23 protein-coding genes and 1 pseudogene are annotated in these 21,644 nt (G+C 65.0%); 11 read left to right on the top strand and 13 right to left on the bottom strand.

Annotated elements, in window-relative coordinates:
* Positions 1-49: 49 nt before the first annotated feature.
* Both AB3X98_RS32505 and AB3X98_RS32500 read left to right on the top strand, forming a co-directional pair.
* Positions 50-1,111 (top strand): ABC transporter ATP-binding protein, encoded by a 1,062-nt coding sequence (locus tag AB3X98_RS32505; RefSeq protein WP_368606049.1) that lies wholly within the window; start codon positions 50-52, stop codon positions 1,109-1,111.
* A gap of 76 nt (positions 1,112-1,187) precedes the next feature.
* A complete protein-coding gene (locus AB3X98_RS32500; protein ID WP_069261604.1) occupies positions 1,188-2,099 on the top strand; it encodes a MurR/RpiR family transcriptional regulator in 912 nt (303 codons plus the stop codon).
* Positions 2,100-2,110: 11 nt separating this feature from the next.
* On the opposite strand, the gene AB3X98_RS32495 is transcribed toward AB3X98_RS32500, so the two are convergent.
* The 3 genes from AB3X98_RS32495 to AB3X98_RS32485 are packed head-to-tail and all read right to left on the bottom strand — an operon-like array spanning position 2,111 to position 5,350.
* Positions 2,111-3,562: a cytochrome P450 gene (locus tag AB3X98_RS32495; RefSeq protein ID WP_368606050.1), complete on the bottom strand. Its 1,452-nt coding sequence runs from the start codon at positions 3,560-3,562 to the stop codon at positions 2,111-2,113.
* A gap of 49 nt (positions 3,563-3,611) precedes the next feature.
* The gene (locus AB3X98_RS32490) at positions 3,612-4,418 is read right to left on the bottom strand and encodes an IclR family transcriptional regulator (RefSeq protein WP_368606066.1); all 807 of its coding nucleotides are present in this window, start codon (positions 4,416-4,418) and stop codon (positions 3,612-3,614) included.
* 59 nt (positions 4,419-4,477) lie between these two features.
* Positions 4,478-5,350 carry an IclR family transcriptional regulator gene (locus tag AB3X98_RS32485; RefSeq protein ID WP_368606051.1) on the bottom strand — a complete coding sequence of 291 codons (873 nt, stop codon included), beginning with the start codon at positions 5,348-5,350 and terminating at the stop codon, positions 4,478-4,480.
* Positions 5,351-5,624: 274 nt separating this feature from the next.
* Between AB3X98_RS32485 and AB3X98_RS32480 the strand changes: the two genes are divergently transcribed.
* From AB3X98_RS32480 to AB3X98_RS32455, 6 genes are all read left to right on the top strand, one after another.
* Entirely contained in the window at positions 5,625-6,584 is a 960-nt protein-coding gene (locus AB3X98_RS32480; protein WP_069261608.1) for an MBL fold metallo-hydrolase, read from the top strand.
* A 37-nt stretch (positions 6,585-6,621) separates the two neighbouring features.
* Complete coding sequence (locus AB3X98_RS32475) at positions 6,622-8,334, top strand: FAD-dependent oxidoreductase (RefSeq protein ID WP_368606052.1); 1,713 nt, start codon at positions 6,622-6,624, stop codon at positions 8,332-8,334.
* Between the two features lie 18 nt (positions 8,335-8,352).
* Entirely contained in the window at positions 8,353-8,583 is a 231-nt protein-coding gene (locus AB3X98_RS32470; RefSeq protein WP_368606053.1) for a DUF2783 domain-containing protein, read from the top strand.
* Positions 8,584-8,900: 317 nt separating this feature from the next.
* A complete protein-coding gene (locus tag AB3X98_RS32465; RefSeq protein ID WP_368606054.1) occupies positions 8,901-10,127 on the top strand; it encodes a cyclic nucleotide-binding domain-containing protein in 1,227 nt (408 codons plus the stop codon).
* Positions 10,128-10,141: 14 nt separating this feature from the next.
* Positions 10,142-10,945, top strand: coding sequence for a flagellar motor protein (locus AB3X98_RS32460; protein WP_368606055.1), 804 nt, complete (start codon positions 10,142-10,144; stop codon positions 10,943-10,945).
* 6 nt (positions 10,946-10,951) lie between these two features.
* Positions 10,952-11,614, top strand: coding sequence for an OmpA family protein (locus AB3X98_RS32455; protein WP_069261613.1), 663 nt, complete (start codon positions 10,952-10,954; stop codon positions 11,612-11,614).
* A gap of 39 nt (positions 11,615-11,653) precedes the next feature.
* Here AB3X98_RS32455 and AB3X98_RS32450 read toward each other — a convergent pair whose 3' ends face one another.
* Complete coding sequence (locus AB3X98_RS32450) at positions 11,654-12,136, bottom strand: Lrp/AsnC family transcriptional regulator (protein ID WP_028202732.1); 483 nt, start codon at positions 12,134-12,136, stop codon at positions 11,654-11,656.
* A 404-nt stretch (positions 12,137-12,540) separates the two neighbouring features.
* Here AB3X98_RS32450 and AB3X98_RS32445 point away from each other — a divergent pair, with 404 nt between their 5' ends.
* Positions 12,541-13,167, top strand: a complete 627-nt coding sequence (locus AB3X98_RS32445; RefSeq protein ID WP_368606056.1) for a LysE family translocator — start codon at positions 12,541-12,543, stop codon at positions 13,165-13,167.
* A gap of 74 nt (positions 13,168-13,241) precedes the next feature.
* Here the strand turns inward: AB3X98_RS32445 and AB3X98_RS32440 are convergent, their stop codons facing one another.
* On the bottom strand, positions 13,242-14,324 hold the full coding sequence (locus AB3X98_RS32440) for a DUF2242 domain-containing protein (RefSeq protein ID WP_368606057.1): 1,083 nt from the start codon (positions 14,322-14,324) through the stop codon (positions 13,242-13,244).
* Positions 14,325-14,710: 386 nt separating this feature from the next.
* Positions 14,711-14,854: pseudogene (locus AB3X98_RS32435) on the bottom strand (branched-chain amino acid ABC transporter substrate-binding protein); the annotation flags it as partial.
* An 11-nt stretch (positions 14,855-14,865) separates the two neighbouring features.
* Between AB3X98_RS32435 and AB3X98_RS32430 the strand changes: the two are divergent.
* Complete coding sequence (locus AB3X98_RS32430; protein ID WP_368606067.1) at positions 14,866-15,201, top strand: FCD domain-containing protein; 336 nt, start codon at positions 14,866-14,868, stop codon at positions 15,199-15,201.
* Between the two features lie 96 nt (positions 15,202-15,297).
* On the opposite strand, the gene AB3X98_RS32425 is transcribed toward AB3X98_RS32430, so the two are convergent.
* Positions 15,298-16,653, bottom strand: coding sequence for an APC family permease (locus AB3X98_RS32425; protein WP_342946802.1), 1,356 nt, complete (start codon positions 16,651-16,653; stop codon positions 15,298-15,300).
* 123 nt (positions 16,654-16,776) lie between these two features.
* Positions 16,777-17,607, bottom strand: a complete 831-nt coding sequence (locus AB3X98_RS32420) for a carbon-nitrogen hydrolase family protein (protein ID WP_368606058.1) — start codon at positions 17,605-17,607, stop codon at positions 16,777-16,779.
* A gap of 130 nt (positions 17,608-17,737) precedes the next feature.
* On the opposite strand from AB3X98_RS32420, the gene AB3X98_RS32415 reads away from it, so the two are divergent.
* The gene (locus tag AB3X98_RS32415) at positions 17,738-18,592 is read left to right on the top strand and encodes a response regulator transcription factor (RefSeq protein WP_368606059.1); all 855 of its coding nucleotides are present in this window, start codon (positions 17,738-17,740) and stop codon (positions 18,590-18,592) included.
* Positions 18,593-18,618: 26 nt separating this feature from the next.
* Here the strand turns inward: AB3X98_RS32415 and AB3X98_RS32410 are convergent, their stop codons facing one another.
* The 5 genes from AB3X98_RS32410 to AB3X98_RS32390 form a co-directional block, all read right to left on the bottom strand.
* Positions 18,619-19,035: a rubredoxin gene (locus AB3X98_RS32410; RefSeq protein ID WP_368606060.1), complete on the bottom strand. Its 417-nt coding sequence runs from the start codon at positions 19,033-19,035 to the stop codon at positions 18,619-18,621.
* A 40-nt stretch (positions 19,036-19,075) separates the two neighbouring features.
* On the bottom strand, positions 19,076-19,204 hold the full coding sequence (locus AB3X98_RS32405; protein WP_342946800.1) for a hypothetical protein: 129 nt from the start codon (positions 19,202-19,204) through the stop codon (positions 19,076-19,078).
* A gap of 265 nt (positions 19,205-19,469) precedes the next feature.
* Positions 19,470-20,027, bottom strand: a complete 558-nt coding sequence (locus AB3X98_RS32400; protein ID WP_069261619.1) for an aromatic acid exporter family protein — start codon at positions 20,025-20,027, stop codon at positions 19,470-19,472.
* A gap of 195 nt (positions 20,028-20,222) precedes the next feature.
* Positions 20,223-20,636 carry a DoxX family protein gene (locus AB3X98_RS32395; RefSeq protein WP_042268447.1) on the bottom strand — a complete coding sequence of 138 codons (414 nt, stop codon included), beginning with the start codon at positions 20,634-20,636 and terminating at the stop codon, positions 20,223-20,225.
* Positions 20,637-20,768: 132 nt separating this feature from the next.
* On the bottom strand, positions 20,769-21,494 hold the full coding sequence (locus tag AB3X98_RS32390) for a pirin family protein (protein WP_342946799.1): 726 nt from the start codon (positions 21,492-21,494) through the stop codon (positions 20,769-20,771).
* Positions 21,495-21,644 lie beyond the last annotated feature (150 nt).

The raw sequence follows: 21,644 nt of genomic DNA, 5'->3' as shown, positions 1-21,644 counted from the left end.
GCGAATTGATCTGAGCGACCTGACAAGACTTCACGCAAACGAGGACAGCATGGCAGCGGTACAACTGAACGGCATCTACAAGCGTTATGGCGACACCCAGGTCGTGCACGGCGTCGACCTCGACATCGAAGACGGCGAATTCGTCGTGCTCGTCGGTCCCTCGGGTTGCGGCAAGACCACGGTGATGCGCATGATCGCCGGCCTCGAAGACATCTCCGGCGGCGACCTCACCATCGGCGGCACGCGCGCGAACGCATTGCCGCCGCAGCAGCGCAATATTTCGATGGTGTTCCAGAGCTACGCGCTGTACCCGCATCTGTCGGTGTACGACAACATCGCGTTCGGTCCGCGCATTCGCAAGGAGCGCGAGAACGGTTTCAAGCCGCGCATCGAAGCCGCCGCGAAAATGCTCAACCTGTCGAGCTACCTGGAGCGCCTGCCGCGCGCGCTCTCGGGCGGCCAGCGCCAGCGCGTCGCCATGGGCCGCGCCGTGGTGCGCGAGCCCGCGCTGTTCCTGTTCGACGAACCGCTTTCGAACCTCGACGCCAAGCTGCGCGTGCAGATGCGCACCGAGATCAAGGCGCTGCACCAGCGTCTGCGCAACACGGTGGTGTACGTCACGCACGACCAGATCGAGGCGATGACGATGGCCGACCGCATCGTCGTGATGAACGCGGGGCGCATCGAACAGATCGGCCGCCCGCTCGACCTCTACGACAAACCGGGCAACCTGTTCGTGGCGAGCTTCCTCGGCTCGCCTTCGATGAATTTTGCCGAGGGCACGGTGATGAGCGATGCGCGCGGCACGGCGCTCGTGCTCGAAGACGGCGTGCGTATTGCGCTGCCGGAAGGCAAGGCCCAGGCGGGCGCGCGCGTGACGCTCGGCGTGCGGCCCGAGCACATCGAGGCGGGCGGCGACGTGCCGTTCAACGTCGACGTGATCGAGCCGACTGGCGCGGAGACCCACTTGTACGGGAAAATAGGCGCGACCACATGGTGCGTCACCACGCGCGCGCGCCCGGACGTTTCTCCGGGCCAGCGCATGACGCTAGGTTTGCCTTTGGCGCACCTGCATCTGTTCGATACTGAAAGCGGCAAGCGGCTCGATTGAAGCGGAAGCACGCATCGAAACTGGATAGCGGGCCCTCATGTGAGCAGAACCTGGTATCTTCCACGGGAAAAACAGCTTGCCGGTCTCCAACCTGATCCATCACATCCGCAATGTCGCGGAGTCGCTGCGTCCCGCCGAGCGCAAGGTCGCGGAGATGGTGCTCGCCGACATCGACTTCGCCATGCGGGGGAGCATCACCGAACTCGCGTTGCGCGCGGACGTGTCCGAGCCCTCCGTCACGCGCTTTTGCCGCGCGGTGGGCGCGCACGGCCTGCGCGACTTCAAGATGCGGCTCGCGCAGAGCGCGGCGGGCAACGTGCCCTTCGCGCTCGCCACCGAGATGACGGGCGGCGAGGCAAGCGGCGCCGGGTGGGCCGGCGAAGTCGGCACCCTGCTCGACAAGGTGACGGAGTCGGTCGTGCAGGGCGTGACCCACGCGCGCGCTTCACTCGATACGGCGGTGTTCGAGGCTGCCGTCGCGGCGCTCTCCAGCGCGCGTCGCGTGTACTTTTTCGGCGTGGGCGCGGGTTCTGGGCTCGTTGCGCAAGACGCGGCGCTGCGCCTGCTACGGCTCGACATCGCCGCGAGCGCGTTCACGGATGCACATCTGCAGCGCCTTTACGCGGCGCTGCTCGAACCTGGCGACGTGGCGTTCGCGATCTCCCAGTCGGGGCGCAGCGTGGAAGTGAACGAGAGCATTCAGATCGCCAAGGAGCGCGGCGCGACGACCATCGCGCTCACGAGTGCGGGTTCGCGTCTCGCGTGGGTGGTCGATATTCCACTCTTGCTGCGCGTGCCCGCCGCGAGCGATGCACACGCGCCCGCCGTGGTGCGCATCGCGCATCTCGCGGTGCTCGATGCGCTCGCGCTAGGCGTGTCGCTCGGGCTCGGGCCCAAGGCGCTTGCCAAGATGCGCGACGCCCAGGCGCGCAGCGATGGCGCGCCCGACGATGCCTCCACGGTTGGCACACCCGAAGACGGGCGTTGACGCGTTGAAGCTTACGCAGCCGCAGCGCCTTCGCGCGGCTTGAGCTTCACCGGCATCGTATCCGGCACCATCGTAAACGCCTGCACTTCCTGAATCTTTGCGGGATCGATCGCCAGTTCGATCGTGAACGACTTCATCAGCATCGAGAGCGCGAGGCGCATTTCCACCGTCGCGAGATGGCGGCCAGGGCACACGCGCGGCCCGGCGCCGAACTGCAGATACGCGCGCACGTCATGGGCTTTTCCATCGTCGGCTTCGCGTTCGCCGCGCTTCATCCAGCGCCACGGATCGTAGCGCAGCGGATCGGCGAAATGCTTCGCGTCGAGCATGGCGGGACGCGCGACGAAGAACATGCGCGTGCCCTTGGGCAACGCCACGTTGTCCACCACGACATCTTCGAGCGGCTCGAACGAATGCACCGACGCCACCGGACGCAGACGCGTGGCTTCGATACAGATCGCCTCGAAAATATCGAGGTCTTTCAACGTGGCGTAGTCGGGACAGACCGTCGAATTGCCGAGCACGCGTGAGGCTTCGTCGCCGAGATGCCGCTGCAAGGCCGGATCCGTGGCGAGGTAGGGCAGCGTCCACGCGATAGAGTCGGCGGTCGTGTCTTCGCCCGCGATCAGGAGCGTGAGCACGTTTGCGTGGATCTGCGCGTCGCTGATGGTCGTCTCACCGCCCGGCGCCTGCTGTTGCGAGAGCATCGCTTCGAGCAGATTTCGCGGCGCATCCGACGGCTCGTCGCGCATGCGGTCGCGGGCGCGCGCCATCATCGCGTTGACGTAGCGGTGCACTTCCTCGAGCGAGCGCTCGAGCTTGCGGTCCGCCGGCAGTTTGACATATCGCCAGTACGGAAAGAGCGCGTTGGTGCGCCTCATCACGCCCGGCAGGATGCGCTCCAGGTGCTCCTGAATCACGCCGTGATCGCGCTCGAGCGTGCGCGGATCTTCGCCGAACGCGAGCGCGCTCGTTACGTCCACGGTGTAGCGCTTGAGGTCGTCGGTCATCTCGACGGTTTCGCCGCGCTCGGCCGCGCGTTGCCAGCGGGTGTGAAGACGCTGCGTGATATCGGCCAGCGTGGGGTAGAACGCCTTGATGTTGGGTATCGAGAGCGCCTGCATCACGAGCTTGCGCTGCGGTTCCCATGCAACGCCTTCTGCCGAGAAAAGGCCGTTGAAGCCCATCTCCTCGAACACCGCTTCGATGGGCTGATAGCGGCGGAAGCGATGCGGACGCTCGCGCATGATCTGCTGGATCAGTTCGGTATCGGTCCAGATCGTGATGGGGATGCCGCCCACCTGGAAGCGGTAGGGCGCGCCGAGTTCGGCGGCCCATTGCTCGAGGATCAAATGCAGACGCGGTGGCGAAAGTTGCAGCAGATTGCCTAGCAGCGGCAGGCCGCGCGGGCAGGGCAGGTCGGCGATCTGGCGCAATGCTTGTCCGGTGGATGCCGTGCTCATGGGGTGGTTCTCATCATGTGGTCGTTTTTATATCGCGTGCGAAAGGCGCTCATAGCGGCGCGGCCGCCGCGCCTTCCATGTAACCGAAGCGCCGCGAGAGGCGCTCCGCGGCGGCGATCAGCAATTGCGTTGCCGTGCCTTCGCGTGCGATGTCGAGGCTGCCGGAAGGGCCCATCACCGCGAGCACGAGGCACACGCCGCCGGTGTGGTCGAACACGGGCGCGGTCACGGTGCTGATGCCGGGAATGGGTTTGTCGAGCGCCGTGTCCACGCCCTCGGCGCGAATCGCGGCGAGCCGCGCGAGGTAGGCGGGCGTGGCGCCTTCGCGCGGCTTCGCGCCAGCGAGCCGCAGTTCGTCCTGGGCGAGGAAGGCTGCGCGCACATCGTCGTCGACCCACGCGGCGAACACGCGACCGATCGACGTGTTCACGAGCGACATCACCGTGCCGGGGCGCAGGCTCACGTGCAGCGGCAGCGCCGATTCTTCGAGGCGCACGACGGTCGGGCCGAGCGGCCCCGGCACCGCGAGCGCGACGCTCATCGCGGTGGCGGCGGCGAGGCCCACCAGCTCGGCATCGGCTTCGCGAACCGGCGAAAGACGCGCAAGGCCGATCAGGCCAAGTTCGAGACTGAGCGGTCCCGCTTCGTAGCGGCCCGCCGCGTCGCGCGCGAGCAGGCCGATCTTCTGCAGGCTCACGAGGTGCGGGAAAGCCTTGGCGGGCGCCATCCCCGCGGCGGCGGCGAGGTCGCGCAGCGGCAAGGGCGTGCCCGCCGCGACGAGCGCGGCGAGCAGCTCGCCCGTGACATCGAGTGACTGGATGCCGCGTTGCGGTTTGTCGGCGGCCTCGGCTGCCATGCCGGTTGCGGCGTCTTCGCCGGCGGCTTGCGTTGCGTCGTCGCGCGCAGGCCTGGAGCTTACTCGGGGCATGTCGGTGTCGATGAAAAAGCGGCGGCGGTGATTTCGGCAGCGGCGTCGCGCAGCGCGCGCACGACCGCGCCGTTCGCGCGCACGTCGATCACGCCGGTCGCGCCGATAGCGGTGAGGGTGAGGCTCAGTTCTTGTCCGGGGCCGAGCACGGGCACGCACACGCTGCTGACGCCGGGGCTGGGCGCGTCGATGGCGAGTTCGTAGCCGCGTGCACGGATGGCGTCGAGCGAGGCGAGGAAGGCGGCATCCGGCGTGCTTTCCGGGGGCGCGCCGGCGGCACTGGCCACGTGGCTGGTGCCGCGCCACACCGGCTGTGCGGTTTGCGTGGCCCATGCGGCTTCGAGCGCCTCGGGCGCGAGGAACGCACAGAACATGCGGCCCGTGGCCGTGGCCCGCAGCGACATCACCGTGCCGACGTGCAGGTTCACGTGCAGCGGCAGGCTCGCATGCTCGTAGCGCACGATAGTCGGCCCTTGCGGCCCGGCAATGCATAGCGCGACGCTGCAGTTGAGCGCCTGCGCGAGCGCGGCGGCGCGCGGCACGGCCTCGCGCAGCGCCGGTTGCTGCGCCAGATGCAGCAGGCCGAGGCGCAGCGCGAGCGGGCCGGGTTCATAGCGCCCCGAAAGCGCGTCGCGCTTGATGAGCCCGAGGCGCGTCAGGCTCACGAGATAGGCATGCGCCTGGCTCGACGGAATGTCGCCGCTCGCCGCGAGTTCGGTGGCGCCAAGCGGCGCGCGCGCGTCGGCGAGGGCGCGCAGCAGGCGTCCGCCCACTTCCACGCTCTGGATGCCGCGCTGCGTGCGGGCGGCCGTCGCGCTGCTTTCCGGCGCGGACGCAGCGCTTTCATTGCGACGTCTCATTGCGCTTTTCTCTGGCTGAAAAAGGGTCCATGTTAACTGAACGGCGGCAGGCGTACGGACTGCAGCGTGCTTTGGTCGGAAATTAGCATATAGCGATGTAATTCGCTATTGACAAATAAAAACGGGAAGACCATGATGGCCTCACCCCGGCACAACAGCGGTCCAATTCAATTTCAAACGGGGCGAGACAACCCGGGCTGGCGCCCAACGCGCCCGGCTCGTGCGCGCTTCGCCCCGCCCCGGCTTCAAGAGCCCCTCGATACGGAGACTCAACATGGCAAAGGCGTTCGCATCCCAGGCCGACCTCGAAGAAAAGAAGGTCACCTTCACGCAGCTCTCGGAAAACGCATACGCGTACACCACGGAAGGCGACCCCAACTCGGGCGTCATCATCGGCGACGACGGCGTGCTGATCGTCGACACCACGGCCACGCCCGCCATGGCGCAGGACCTCATCGCGAAGATTCGCACCGTCACCGACAAGCCCATCAAATACGTCGTGCTCTCGCACTATCACGCGGTGCGCGTCCTGGGCGCTTCGGCGTACTTCAAGGAAGGCGCGCAGCAGATCATCGCGAGCCGCGGCACGTATGAAATGATCGTCGAGCGCGGCGAAGCCGACATGAAGTCGGAAATCGAGCGCTTCCCGCGCCTGTTCGCGGGCGTCGAAACGGTGCCGGGCCTCACATGGCCCACGCTCGTGTTCGAGAAGGAAATCACGCTGTTCCTCGGCAAGCTCGAAGTGAAGATCGCGCACCTCGGCTCGGGTCACACGAAGGGCGACACGGTCGTATGGCTGCCGCAGCAGAAGGTGCTGTTCTCGGGCGACCTCGTCGAATACGACGCTGCGTGCTATTGCGGCGACGCTCAACTCGCCGAGTGGCCCGCCACGCTGGAAGCGCTGCGCTCGCTTGGCGCTGAAAAGCTCGTGCCGGGCCGCGGCCCCGCGCTGCTCAATCCTGCGGAAGTCAACAAGGGTCTCGATTACACGAAGGACTTCGTGACTACGCTGCTCGCGCAAGGCCGCGCCGCCGTGGCGCAGAAGCTCGACCTGAAAGGTGCGATGTCGCTCACGCGCGAGGCAATGGACCCGAAGTTCGGCCACGTGTTCATCTACGAGCATTGCCTGCCGTTCGATGTGACGCGCGCATATGACGAGGCGAGCGGCATTACGCATCCGCGCATCTGGACGGCGCAGCGCGACAAGGAGATGTGGGACGCGCTGCAGGACTGAAGCGACAAACGTCTGGAATACGTGGCAGGAGACAAGAATGATCGACTATCAGACGCTGACCTTCGACTACGCGCGATGCAGCGAACAAACTCCGGACGCCGCCGTGTGCGTGCGTCCGGTCGTGGTGGTCGGCGCGGGGCCAGTGGGTCTCGCGACGGCCATCGACCTCGCGCGGCAAGGTGTGCCGGTGGTGCTAGTCGACGACGACTGCACGCTTTCCACGGGGTCGCGCGCCATCTGCTTTTCCAAGCGCTCGCTCGATATCTTCGACCGCCTCGGCTGCGGCGACCGCATGGTCGAAAAGGGCGTGAGCTGGAACGTCGGCAAGGTGTTCCGCAAGGACGAACTCGTCTACACGTTCAACCTGCTGCCCGAAAGCGGCCATCATCGGCCGGCTTTCGTGAATCTTCAGCAGTACTATGTGGAAGGCTACCTGCTCGAACGTGCGCAGGCGTTGCCGAACCTCGAAATCCGCTGGAAAAACAAGGTGACGGGCGTCGCGCAGCATGGCACGCCCGGTGCCGCGGATGCGCACGTCGCGCTCGAAATCGAAACGCCCGACGGCCCATACACGCTGCTCGCGCGCTACGTCGTGGCCGCCGACGGCTCGCGCAGCCCGTTGCGCAAACTGCTCGGCCTCGACAGCCGAGGCCGCACCTTCAAGGACCGCTTCCTGATCGCCGACGTGAAGATGGAAGCGGACTTCCCCACCGAACGCTGGTTCTGGTTCGATCCGCCGTTCCATCCGAACCAGTCGGTGCTGCTGCATCGCCAGCCCGACAACGTCTGGCGCATCGACTTCCAGCTCGGCTGGGACGCCGACCCGGTGCTCGAAAAAACGCCCGAGCGCGTGATTCCGCGCGTGCGCGCGCTGCTCGGGCCCGACGTGAAGTTCGAGCTGGAGTGGGTGAGCATCTACACGTTCTCGTGTCTGCGCATGGACAGCTTCCGCCAGGGCAACGTGCTGTTCGCGGGCGACTCGGCGCATCTGGTTTCGCCGTTCGGCGCGCGCGGCGCGAATAGCGGCTTTCAGGACGGCGAGAACCTCGCATGGAAGCTCGCGATGGTGCTGGAGAACCACGCGCCCGACGCGCTGCTCGACACCTACGCGAGCGAGCGCGAATACGCAGCCGACGAAAACATCCGCAACTCCACGCGCTCGACCGACTTCATCACGCCCAAGAGCGCGGTGAGCCGCGTGTTCCGCGACGCCGTGCTCACGCTCGCCCGCGAGCATGCCTTTGCGCGGCAACTCGTGAACAGCGGCCGGCTATCCGTGCCGGCGGTACTCCGCGAATCGACCTTGAACACGCCCGACGAAGAGACGTTCGACGGCCAGATGGAGCCAGGCGCTTCGTGCGCAGACGCGCCGGTGCAAAACGCAGCGGGCGGCGAAAGCTGGCTGCTCGCGCATCTGGGCGACCAGTTCGCGGGCCTCGTGTTCAGCCGCGCGGGCTCGGCGTTCGATACCGCGACGCTCGACACGCTGCAGGCGCTCTCGCGTTCCGCGGTGCCGCTCAAGTTCGTGGTGATGCTCGAAGGCAACGCGGCTGTGCCCGCGGGTCTGCCTGCATCGACCGCGGTGCTGCGCGACGTGCACGGGCTGGCGGCGCAGCGCTACGGCGCGCAGGACGGCGCGTTCTATCTGATTCGTCCGGACCAGCACGTGAGCGCGCGCTGGCGGCGCGCCGATGCGGCGCGCGTGCAGAGCGCGCTCAAGCGGGCGCTGTGCGTGCAAGGCACGGCATAGAGGAACGAGGAGGCAACCATGCTGAACACCCAACCGAATCTGGAAAGACCGGACGACTTTTATGAAGCGCTGATCGACATGCATCGCGATCTCGACGAGGCGCAGAGTCAATCTGTCAATGCGCAGCTGATCCTGCTGCTCGCGAACCACATCGGCGAGCACGAAACGCTGATGCAAGCGCTTCGCTTCGCGCGCGCAGGCGTGAGCGCGCCGGCGAGCAACGGCGACACGGGAAAACTTGCGGCGTGAAAGCCTGAAAGAGACCGATAGCGTTGACACATGCGGCCAGTGCGAACTGGCCGCATTCATTTGCCCCACCTAATTCATCGCCCATTTGCGGCACTTCTCGCGCAAGCAATCGTTTGCGTTTGCAAAGCGCGCATGACACCTCGGCGCACTGGCTCGCGCCACCGACTTTCGGCATGCTTTCCACGCGTGCCATCTATGCAAGCTGATTCAAGAACGCCTTGGGAAACGCCGTAAACGCGACACATAGCACTCACTTCGCAAACGCATAAGATAGTCAGACAAATGCGGGCGATGAAATCGTTTTCCGGGGATACAACTTGAATCGCAGCAGTCAAACATGGTCGCGTACGGCGGCGCCGGGCGAGATCATTTATTCGGAAGGCTTTGCAGGCGAACGGTTGATCTTCGTGATCGCCGACGGCAAGGTCGAAATCTCCACCCGCTGCGACGACAAGAAAGTCGTCATGGCCACGCTCGGACGCGGCGAATTTTTCGGCGAGACTGCGCTGCTCAGCGCGGAACCGCGGCCGAACACGGCGAAGGCGCTTAGCTTTTGCCAGCTGACCGTCGTGCCGGCGAACCTCATCGAAGAGGAACTCGAACGCGTCACCCCGATGCTGCGCCATGTGGTGCGCACGCTCACGCGGCGCGTCAAGGCGAAGGACGATCTGCTCGCCACCTACACCCATGCGGACTTCATGCCGGGCGTACTGTCGTACGCGCATGTGCTCGCGCTGATCGCAGGGGCGAGCGATCGCGCCGAAGGCGGCGATACCTGGTCGCGACAGGGCGCGAGTGGTGCCGAAGTGAGCGTGCCGCTCGCCGACGTCGTGCAGAAATGCCGTGCCGTGGCCGGCCATTCTCGTCCGCATGTGATGGCCATGCTCCGGCGCATGGAGAAGCTCAATCTCGTCGCGATGCAAAGCGGGCAGGCCACGCATCTCGCCAACAATGCGGCAGCGGCAGAAGGCGCGTTGGGCCGCCAGGTGGTGACGTTCGACCCCGTACGCATCGTGGAGCGCGCGACGCAGGTCGCAGACAGCGATCTCGATGTGTCGATCAACAGCGAACTCGAACTGATCGAGCTGGGCGATCTCGAAGCGCTGATCGGCGTGGAGCGCAAGGTCATTCTCAACAAGCTCTCGCACGCCGAAATCGCCGATGAGGTCTTCGCGTTCCGCAAGTCGAAGGTGCTGAACTTCGTCGAGCAAAAGGGCGTGGCGTATTTCTCGAAGCGCACGGGGCGAGGCTCGGGCGAACTCAAGTCGCTCGACGATCTGTTGTTCGTCGATCAACGCACGCTGTTCGAAGCCGTGAGCGCACTCGATACCTACGATCTCGCGAAACTGCTCGCCTCGATCGAAGATCAGGCCTTATCCGAGCGCCTGCTCTCGGTAATGGCGGACGCACGCAAGAATGAAGTGTCGTGGGTCATGCGCCGCGACATCAAGATCGATCCCGTGGAAGTCGAAGATATCGAGCAGCGCCTGCTTGAAGCGGTGCGTGCACTCAAGTCGCCTGGCGGACGCCAGGCAGATCGCTGAGTTGGGAGACACGCATGGATCTGCTTACCCTGATCGGTATCGCCATTGGCGCGCTCGCTGTGGTCGCGGGCTTCTCGCTCGAAGGCGGCCATTTCGTCACGCTGCTCCAGCCCGAGGCGCTGGCCATCGTGCTGGGCGGCACGCTCGGCGCCGTGATGATCCAGAACACGTGGGCGCGCTTCTTCGACGCCATCAAGCATTTGCGCATGGCGTTCGTGAAAGCGCCGCGCGTCGATGAAGCGAGCCTCGCCGCCGTGCTGGAGTGGGGCGATCAGGCCAAGCTCAACGGACTGCTCGCATTCGAGTCGATGGACCTGCAGGGCATTCATCCGTTCGCGCGGCGCGGGCTCGAACTGCTTGCGAGCGGTGTTTCGACCGCCGTGCTCGAAGATGCGCTCCAGCGCGAACTCGAAGCCTCCGGGCGCAAGCACATGGCGGCGGCGCGCGTGTGGCAGCAGGCGGGCGGCTATGCGCCCACGTTCGGCATTCTCGGCTCGGTGCTCGGCCTCATTCAGGTCACGGGGCATCTGATCGAGCCTGCCGAACTCGGGCCCGGCATTGCCGTGGCCTTCATCGCCACGCTGTACGGACTTGCTTTCGCGAACCTCGTTTTTCTGCCGCTGTATGGCAAGATGCGCGCGCATATCGAAAGCGAACTGCGCTTGCGCAAGCTCTATCTCGACGGGCTGCTCGCCATTTCGCGCAAGGAGTCGCCGCACACGATCGCCACGCGTCTCGCTGGCGAGGTGGGCGGCAAGAGCGGCGGTTTGCAGGGCGAAGCGAACGTATGGGCGCTGGACACCACGCACGCGAGCTGACCGCCCATGCTTTCCGATAAAGACCTGCCGCTCACGGCACAGTTCGATCACGACGAGGACGAGGGCGGCGAATCGAGTTCCGGCCGCTGGCTCATTTCCTACGCGGACCTGATCACGACGCTGATGGTGCTGTTCCTCGCGCTCTACGCGATGCAGCTGGCGAAGCATAAGGAATCCGAAATACGATCGGCAGCGCAATCGACGAGCACGGCGGCAGCGGCCGTGAAAATGCCTGCCGTCGATCAGGCATTGCTCGCCGCGCTCGAAACGCTGCGCCAGCGCGGCGAAATCACGATCGTGCCGGCGGCGCGCGGCGTGGAGATCGGCATCAACGCGAAGATCCTGTTCAACGCGGGCGATGCCACGCTGCTGCCCGAATCGCTTGGCGTGCTGGGCCGTATCGCCGAGGTGTTGCGCGCGGCGCCGGCGGGCAACATCCTCGTGGAAGGGCACACCGACAGCACGCCGATCTCGAACGCGAAATTCGCGTCGAACTGGGAACTCTCTTCGGCGCGCGCGGGCGCGGTGGTGCGCTATCTGGTCGAGCGCGGCATCGAGCCTCACCGGCTCGCCGCGATTGGCCGCGCCGACAACTTCCCGCTCGTGGCAGGCAACGACCCCGCGAGCCGCGCGCTGAACCGGCGCGTGACGCTGATCGTGCAGCGCTGAAGCTCATGCCCTACGCGTGATCGCCAAAGCAAACGCGCGTCACACTTGCATGGACGGCACGTCCTTCATGCAGCGCAAGGCGAACATCGACCGGCTGTGGCGAATGCTCGAGATGCGATAGAGCTTCTCGCGCAGGAAGCGTTCGTAACCGGCGGTGCCATCGACCGCCACCTTGATCCAGTAGTCGTACTCGCCGGAGACGAGATAGGCCTCCAGCACTTCGGGCAGCGCCGCGAGTTCTGCGCCGAAGCGCGCGAGTGCGTCGTCTTCGTGACGGTCGAGCGTCACTTCCAGAATCACGATGTCGGCGTAGCCCAGCTTTTGCTGGTTCACGAGCGCGACATAGCCGTCGATATAGCCATCGGCTTCGAGCTGGCGCGTGCGGTTCCAGCACGCGGTGGTGGACATGCCCACTTGCTCGGCCAGTTCGGCGTTCGAAAGTCGGGCGTTCTTTTGCAGGGCGCTGAGGATCTTGCGGTCCTGGTTGTCGAGCGCTTTGGGCGGGCGTTCACGAGGGCTCATGGCGAAAAAGAATCTTGTCCAGGTTGTGGCAATTTTAACGGAAGAAGATTCCGTCAATTGGCCAATTCTGCCTGAAAACCGGAAGCCTATACACGCTATTCCCCGGTATATTTTCCGCATGCCTTCTTGCCTGGCACGACCCACGCGGCCACCTCCCCGCAGTGGGAAGCGCCGTCGCAGCCACGAGCCGCGGCGGTCCGTCAGGGCCGTTTCCGTTGCATTCTGCGGCGGCTACCGGGCGTTGCGTGCGTTCACCGCGCTGCCAGCAATGTCCGGTCAGGCAGATGGCATTTGAAAACCGCGCTTTCGCGCGGTTTTTTGTTGCCCGTTTTCGATACCCGTTTTTAATAACCCCGGCGACCCCGAGCGCCGTTCGTCATCCGTCTTCGCCAGCACGCCCCGCAATGTCGATCCAGCTGTATCTCTCTTTTCTCGCCGCCGCGCTCGTCCTTGTCTACACGCCCGGTCCCGTCAACGTGCTCACAATGAGCCAGGCGCTCCATGCCGGCTGGCGTCACGCGCTGCCCTGCGTCTGGGGCGGCACGTTCGCGGTGCTCCTCCAGCTCGCTGTGACGGCGCTGTGCCTCAATTCGCTGCTGCTCATTAGTGAGCATTCACTTACGGTCTTGCGATGGCTGGGCGCGGCCTACCTTGTCTGGCTGGGCGGCAAGCAGTGGCGCAGCCGCTCCTTGACGGGCACGGATGCCCCTGCCGAAGCCGATGGCGCGAGCCGTCGCGATTTGTTCTGGCGCGGATTCGCGACTTCCGGGCTCAACCCGAAGACCTTGCTGTTCTTCCCGTCGTTTTTCCCGCAGTTCATGAGCGCCGATGCGCCCTGGAGCGCCAATCGTCAGTATTTGCTACTGGCGGCGACGTTCGCGCTGCTGTTTGCGGGCGGCGTGGCTTCGATGGCGCTCTTTTCGCACCGGCTGCGCCACGTGCTGCAGCGGCCGAGGCGCATGCGCGCCGTGAATCGCCTGATGGGCAGCCTGCTCGTGGGTATGGGCGCGATGATGGCCGGCTTGCGCTGAGCGCGCAGGCGGCGGATGGCTCGCGCGGGCGCGCGAACCGGCTGACGTGACGCGGGTTTGGCGCGCGGCGATGCTTAAGGCGACGTGGTCGATGCGGCCGGCGCTGCGGTCGGCATGGCCGCTGAGCGTGTTGCCGATTCCGCTGGCACGCTCTGGGGGCCGGAGGTCGTCGAGGCCGAGGCGAGCGTTTGTGCCGTTGCTACGCTAGCTGACGCCGCCACGGGCGTCGCGGCATTGTGAGTGGTCACACTCGTCGCGAGCGCCGCAGATTGCGGGTTTGCCGCAACCGGCGCCGGCACACCCATGATAGCCGCCGCGGTTGCGGCGCCGTGGTCGACCGGTGCGGATGCACCCGGCGCAGAAGCGGCAGGCGCGGGCGCCGCCGTGGCAGGCGCCGGAGTTGGCGCGGGCGCAGCCGGTGGCGCTGTCACAACCGGCGCGGCCGGCAGCGCGTTGGTGTGCAACACCGCCGCACCCGTCGCGGCAGCCGCAGCGGCGGCCGCCGGTGCGGCCGACCCCACCGTGGTCGCGGCGGGTGCGGCGCTTGCCGTGACCGGCTCGATCGGCGGCGGCAACGGCGAAATCTTGATCGCGCCGCCGCCCGGCACAGGCTCGCTGCGCGCCGAAGCGCTCAAATAGCGCCCCACCAGATCGAAGAAGCGCGAGTAAAACGGGCCCGACTGGATCGTCTCGCTCGAAATCTTGACCATCTCGTCGCTGTTCGAGCGAATCGGCAGCGAAACCGACCCCAGAATCGAGAGCCCCACGCTCGCCGAGGTATCGCTCTTCTTGAGCGCGTAGCCGTTCTGCACGGCGTTCACGTACACCATGCTCGTATTGCTCGCGTCGCCCGGCGTGCAGACCACGTGCACCTCCACGACGATGTGCTGATCCAACGTCGGCTGGAAGTTCTTCGTGGCGTCGACGGTGTCGTCGCGCGTCATCGTCGTCATGTAGCCCTGGCTCAGCAGTGCGCGGCGCGACGATTCGCAGGCGTCAGTGCTCGCGTAGTTGAAGCTGCGCGAGAACTGGCTGGGCGCGGTGCTCAGCAGCTGATCTTCCTGGAACTTGGGCTTGGGCGAGGAGCACGCGCCGAGCGCAGCAGCCAGCGTCACCGTGATGACGGCGAGAGCGGCGCTGCGAAGCGGGACGGGCAAACGAGGGAAAACTTTTAAAAAACGGGACATATTCGGGGCAAACAGGGCAGCAATGCGGCATTGCATCGGACGGCATGCATTGTAGTTCGGTTCCGCTGCGCACGACCGAACGCTCGTTTTTTCGAGGCATTTCGAAAGCCGGACGAAGGCGTCTCGAAGCTTACATCCCACATGACAAAAAAAACGGGCTTCCGCCCAACGCGAAAGCCCGTATCGAGCCGGCGCCCGGGACAGCGAGCGGAGAAGAGAACCCGCTGGCGTGCGCCGCAGCCCGGGTACCGCCGGCTGTTCTGTGCGCGATGCGCTAAATCGTCCGAGCCACAAATGGCGCCGCGCCCGCAACGCGGCGTGAGTGGGGGCTCACTTCATCGGTTCACTTCGTCGCCTTACTTCGTGCCGACCGTCGTGAGCGGCTGCCACTTGCCGTTCACGACCTTGTAGACCGTCACGCCGCCGTATTTGAGGTCGCCGTACTGGTCGTAGGCCAGCTCGTTCGTGGTCACGCCCTTCATCTCCGTCGTTTTGAGCAGACATCGACGTGATGAAACGCATTCTCGCGGTGTACGACGCCGCTTCGTCGCCCGCGGAGTGGGCCGAATGCAACCGCCAGTTCCATCTCGCGCTGTGCGCGCCCGCGAATAACGCGCGGCTGCGCAAGATGATCGAGGAGTACTGCCTGAGCACGACGAATCGATATCCGCACCTGCGCATGTCGCTCGATACGGAGAAGAACGAGGTGCAAAGCGATCACTACGCGATCGTCGATGCCTGCAAACGGCGCGACGTGGATGAAGTGGTGGCGCTCATCGAGCGGCATATTCTCGACACCAGGCGCGAGGTGATGGCCGCGGCGCGGCTGGCTGGTCTGGATAGCTAAGCGTTTCTTCTCGCTGCGCAGAATGGAAAAACGGCGAGCGCCCGTAAGGACGCTCGCCGTTTTCCTTGAAGCAGACTTGCGTGTGCAGCGCTGCGCTTACACCGCCATTTCGGGCGGCGCCTGGCGGAAGCACCGCGTGATCCAGCCGAGGTACACGAGGCCGAGCACGAACCAGATCACGCCGAGCACGATGGCGGTCTTTTCGAGGCTGCACAGCAGCCAGATGTCGGTCACGGCGCCGATCAGCGGGAACACCAGACCGCCGAGCAACCCAAAGCCACGCGTGCCCGCCGCGCCGCTGAAGTACTGGCGGATCACGCACAGATTCACCGAAGTGAACGCGAGGAACGCGCCGAAGTTGATGAACGAGGTGGACGTGGCCACGTCGAGCTTCAGCGCGATCAAACCGACGATACCGGCAATCGCGATGTTGATCGCAGGCGTGCGAAAGCGCGGGTGGATGTAGCCGAAAATCGACTTCGGCAGCACTTCATCGCGGCCCATCGCGTAGAGCAGACGCCCCACGCTGGCCTGCGCCGAGATGCCCGAGGCGAACTGCGCCAGGATCAGGCCCGCGAGGAAAATCGTCACGAAGATATCGCCGCCCACTTTGCGAGCGATTTCGAACGCGGCCGAATCGGGGTCCTTGAACACGGCGCCCGGGTGCGCGAGCTGCAGCGTGTACGCGGCGATCACGAAGATCGCGCCGCCCACCAGCGCGATCAGCACGATGGCGCGCGGGATGGTCTTTTCGGGCTCGATGGTTTCTTCGGTGAGCGTGGAAACGGCGTCGAAGCCGAGGTACGAATACGCGGCGATCGCGGCGCCCGCCATCGTGGCCGAGAGCGGCACGTGCGGCTGGAAGAACGGCTGCGCCGTGATGAGCCCGCCCGGGCCTGCGGCCGCGGAGGCGTAGTGCAAACACAGGACAACGAACATTGCTGCGATGCCGAGCTGCACGATCATCAGCACGATGTTGAAACGCGCGGCAAGTTCGATGCCGATGACGTTCAGCACACTCGTGAGCACGATGAACGCGACGATCCAGATCCACGTGGGCACGCTCGGAAACGCCGCGCCAAGATACGCCGCGCCGATCAGCCAGATCACCATCGGCAGGAAGAAGTAATCGAGCAGTGTGGCCCAGCCGATCATGAAGCCCAGGTGCGAATTGAAGCTCTTGCGCGTGTACGTGTAGGCCGAACCCGCCACCGGGAAAAGACGCGCGAGCTTGCCATAGCTGAGCGCCGTGAAGACGATGGCGACTAGCGCGATGAGATACGCGAGGGCGGCGGTGTCCTGGCTCGCGCCTGCGAGCACGCCGTAGGTGCCGTAGACGATCAGCGGCGCCATATAGGCGAGGCCGAACAGGAGCACGGACGGCAGGCCGAGCGTGCGCTTCAGGTGAGGTTCTTGAGTGCCGCGTTCATGCGACGGCGAGGCAGGCTTCATGATGCAGTTGTCTCCTGGGTGCTGCGGTTCTGGCAGGCATGGGCGAGCCTGGCGAGCCGCGCAGGGCGGCTTGCCGGATCGCTGGTTGCCGGGCTTGTTACCGGGTATTAGTGCTACGCGCCTTTAACGCGTGCGCGGGCGGATATTGAGCGAGCGACGGCCTTGCGCGTCGTTCTCGTCCGCAAGATTGAGCGCAATGCGTGCGTCGTGCAGATAGCTGTAGTGTTCGCGGCTTTGCGCGAGCAGCGCGCGATCCACTTTCGCGTGCAGCACCGCGTCTTCGTTCTTCAACTCGCAGAGCACGTCGCCGAACGGGCTCACGAGCGCTGTTTCGCCGGGGAACGTGAGGTTGTCGTCGCCGTCGCCGGTGCGGTTCACGAGCGCGGCGAACATCTGGTTCTCCATTGCGCGCGCAACGATCGCGCGGCGATGCACGGGGCCGAACGGATCCATATTGCCGTTCGTGACGACGAGCATTTCCGCGCCGAGCGAGGCCACGGCGCGGGCCGTTTCGGGAAACTCGATGTCGTAGCAAATCAGGAGACCCACGGTCATGCCCTTGAATTCGCACACCTCGAAGTGGTCGCCGGGCGTGAATACGCCCACGTCCGTGGCCCACAGATGCGTCTTGCGGTAGCGCAGCGCGATGTCGCCGCGTTCGTCGATCAGGACGGTCGTGTTGTAGAAGCGGTCGCCGTCGCGCTCGGCAAGGCCGACCGCCACGCCGATCTTCGCGGCGCGAGCGGCGTCACGGACTTTGCTCAAAGACGGACTTTCGAGCGATTCGGCTACGTCGCGCACGTTTTCGCGGGTGGGAAAGCCCGTGAGCGTGGCTTCGGGGAAGACGATGAGATCGCTGCCTTCATGGCTTTTGGCCATAGCGTCGAGTACGCGGGCGAGGTTGGGAGCGACTGCGCCGTCCACGATCGGGATCTGCGCGAGTTCGAGTTGCATGCTTGTCTCCTTCCTTATGTATTACGTAAAGCACCGCGTGGGCGTCTGGAGCCGCTATTATCTCCACGTTATTTTTGTCGAGAAATTACCCTGCAGGGGTACCCTGATCGGAGGACCCATGGAGCCCCTCATGGAACTGGACTGGCAGGACCGTGCGTTCCATCACCATATCGCGACGCTGCTCGACGCCCTCGACGGCCCCGACTTCTGGACCCGCATGACGCGTGTGATCGAGCGCTTCGTCGCGTTCGACAACTGGGTTGCGCTCGTCTTCCGGCGCGATCGCGCGCCGCTCGTATGCGCCGAGTCGCCCATGCCCGACGGCACCGTGGATCTCTTGTTCCGCGCGTATCTCGAGGGGATGTACCTGCTCGATCCGTTCTATCTGAACGCCAGCGAGAACCCGCGCGCAGGACTCGTCACGCTGGCCGAAGTCGCGCCCGATAATTTCCGCATGACGGACTACTATCAGCGCTACTTCAAGAGCAACATCATCGGCGACGAAGTGCAGTTCAACGTGCCTCTCGACGAAGCGCGCACGCTGATTTTCTCGCTAGGCGCAAAGCACCATTACACGGAGCGCGATATTGCGTTGTTCGCGATGTTCGCGCCGTGGGTGATCGCGCTCATGAAGCAGCGGCTTGCGTATGAGACGTTTGCCGAGGGCGTTGCCGAGGCAGTCGCGTCTGATGTATCTGAAGCCGACAGCGCGGCGCAGCAGGGGCAGTTGAGCGAGGCGGGCTTTGCGAGCCGCATCGAGGCGGTCACGCAGCAAAGCGGACGCGTGCCGCTCACCGCGCGCGAGATCGAAGTGGTGCGTTTGAGCCTGAGCGGTTTTTCCACGCGCGCGATTGCGGAGCGGCTCGCCATTTCGTTCGAGACCGTGCGCGCGCACAAGAAGCATATCTACGCGAAGCTCGGCGTGAGTTCGCAGTCGGAGTTGTTTGCGCTTTTCTACGAGCCGCTCGGGCGCGCGGGCGTATGAGCGCCGCGCGCCTTCGACGGCGCGCGTCAGAACTCGACGAGCGCGAAGTCTTCCTTGCCCACGTCGCAGAGCGGGCAGCGCCAGTCGTCGGGCACATCGGCCCAGCGGGTGCCGGGAGCGAGGCCGTCGTCGGGGGCGCCTGCCGCTTCGTCATACACCCAGCCGCAGATCACACAGACCCATTGCTTGAGCCCGTCGTCGGCGCTGGCCGCAGCCGTCGAGGCGCTTGAGGAGGCCTCGGGCGCGGCGCCTTCGGGCGGGGTGTCGAGCGCGACGACGAGCGGCGCTGCGGTGCTCTCGCGTTCAGCGAGCTTGCTTTGCAGCGTGGCGAGCAGCGCGGCGGCTTCGTCGGCGGTGAGGTCGATCCAGTACGGGTCGCCTGCGCCGTCATTCAGGCGTTCAGGAGAGAACTGGATTTCGAGGGCGACGCCTTTCTTGTACATAAGCGAAAACGGTTGGCTTGATGCCCCGGACGCGCTGCGCTTACAGGAAGTAGCGGAACAGCAGCGAGGCCGCGATGCCGCCAGCGCCGATCAGCGCGAGCATTTGCAGGAGCGTGATGGACTTGCTGGACTTGGCGTTCGAAGCCGCGGGACGGGTGGTGGTGTTCATAGGGTGAATATGCGGCGGCGTGGGTTGCGATTTCGATTGCGCCCCGAAAAGTCGCCATCATCGGCATGACGGCGGCAGAGCGCGGCGGGGAGTTTCGCACGATTTCGCATCGGCGGGGGCATTTGCGGGGCGACTGCGCGCACGCGCCGCAGATTTCGTCCCCGGCAACCTGCGCCGCACAGCGGCATCGATTATCGCCGCTAATCTGGGCCGGATTCCTGAGCGCGCGGAGATGGTTTATTTCGCAGGCGTTGAGAGAAGCGGCTCACAACTGCAGCCAGCGCCGTTCGACATACGAGAACAGCCAGCTGACCGGCACCGCGCACGCCATGCCGATGGCGACCTGCGCCACGCGAAAGAGCGCGACGTCCCACACTGGTCCGTTAATGGGCACGAGCAGCACGATCGTGGTGGTGATCGCGCCCAGTCGCGCGGCGGTGCTCACGCTCAGGCACCAGCAGCCGATGATCACCACGCTCACGGCGACGAGGTAGGCCGCGAGATTTTCCGGGCCGAACGCCGCCGTCGCGAGCCCCACCGCGCCGCCCGCAATCGCGCCGATGAACTGGTCGCGCGACTGCGCAAGCGTATCGGCGTAATCGTGCTGGGTGACGGCAATCGCCGTGATCGCGGCCCAGAACGCTTGTTCGGTGTGGAGCGCGCGGCCGATGCTGTATGCAAGGCCTGCCGCGCACACGGCGCGCATCGCCATGAGCGTGCCCTGCGCGGCGCGACTCTTGAGCGGCAGGCGCTTGAGCGTGCCCAGCGCCGATTGCTGGAGCGAAGTCAGGTAGGCGTAGAGGTTGTCTTGTGGGTCGTGCATTGCGCGTGATCGGTCGTAAGGAGAACGTGAGGCTGGGCGGGCGCGTTGCCAAGCATATCAAGCCGTGTTTGCAATATGCGGATCGTCGGGCAGGCGATGCATGCGCAACGGCGTCGCCGCGTGGCGCAGGAGCGAGACAAAAAAAGGCGCGATGCCAACCGGCATCGCGCCTTTCTACAGCCGAAAAACCGTGCGTTACTTCCTGTCGATCGAGATCGCGCCCGGACCCGTTACCGCGAGTGCGAGCAGTCCGCCGGCGATGCTGATGTTCTTGTAGAAGTTGATCATGTTCGCCATTTGATCGGCGCCCGTCATGGTCCAGAAGTGATGGCCGATGAAGGCCGTCGCAACGGTATAGATCGCGAGCAGCACGGCGAGCGGCCGCGTGTAGAAACCCACGAGCAGCAGGATGCCGACCGCGAACTCCATGATCACGGCGATGACGGCCGACAGCATCGGCACGGGCGCGCCCACGTGCGCCATGTAGTCGACCGTGCCCGAAAAGCCGGTGATTTTGGACCAGCCGAACAGGATGAACAGGGAAGTCAGCAGAATGCGTGAGACCAGCAGCACGACGTCGTTGCCCGGCCCGAACAGGTTGTATCGCATGGTTTTCTCCGAATAAGTTTTAAGCAGTTCACTACGTATCAGTTCGCGCTTTGCCGGGCGGCGGCCCACTTTGAGTGAATGGACCGCCGCGCGCCGGTCTGCGCAAGCATAACCTCAGGCGCAACGCCGAAGTCAGGACCAGAGCTCCGACACTTCGATATTACGCAGATCGAACACGAGGACCTCTGCATCGTGTCCGTCGCTGAAGCTCAACTCGCGCTCGGCGCGGATGCGCGCGCCGTCGCCCTCGCCCAGTTCCACGCCGTTCAGCTTCACGCTGCCGCGCGCCACGTGAACGTAAGCGTAGCGGTCGGCGCCCACTTCGATCTTCGCCGTTTCCGCGCCGTCGAGGCGGCCTGCATAGACGCGTGTGTCCTGGCGCAGCAGCAGCGAGTCGTCGGCGCCGTCCGGCGAGAGGATCAGGCGGAACTTGCCGCGCTTTTCCTCATCGGCGATGTTCTTCTGCTGGTAGCGCGGCTGCGCACCCTTCACGTTCGGCGCAATCCAGATCTGCAGGAAGTGCACCCCTTCGTCGGCCGAGTGGTTGAACTCGCTGTGCGCGACACCGGTGCCGGCGCTCATCAGCTGCACGTCGCCGGGAACGATCACCGAGCCCGTGCCCATCGAGTCCTTGTGCTCCAGCGCGCCTTCCAGCACGTACGAGAAGATTTCCATGTCGCGGTGCGGGTGCTTGCCGAAGCCGCGCGCCGGGGCCACGCGGTCGTCGTTGATCACGAGCAGGTCCGAGAAGCCCACTTGCTTCGGATCGTAGTAGTTGGCAAACGAAAACGTGTGACGCGAGCTGAGCCAGCCATGTTCACCGCGGCCGCGTTGGTCTGCCTTGCGAAGTTCGATCATTTTCGTCTCTCCTGTCGGGCCGAGTTGGCGCTTTAGCGCCTTACCCTGGCCCCATTGGGTTGATGGGATTCGGTTGATTGGTTGCGATGGAAGAATTTTAGGTCAATCAAATCGACTGGAATCACCGTAAAATACGACTCACTGTCACGA

The organism is Paraburkholderia sp. BR14312 (assembly GCF_040948675.1).
GTDB classification, from domain to species: domain Bacteria; phylum Pseudomonadota; class Gammaproteobacteria; order Burkholderiales; family Burkholderiaceae; genus Paraburkholderia; species Paraburkholderia nodosa_A.
The sequence above is the reverse complement of the archived record's forward strand: the minus strand, read 5'-3'. Positions and strand labels throughout refer to the sequence as shown.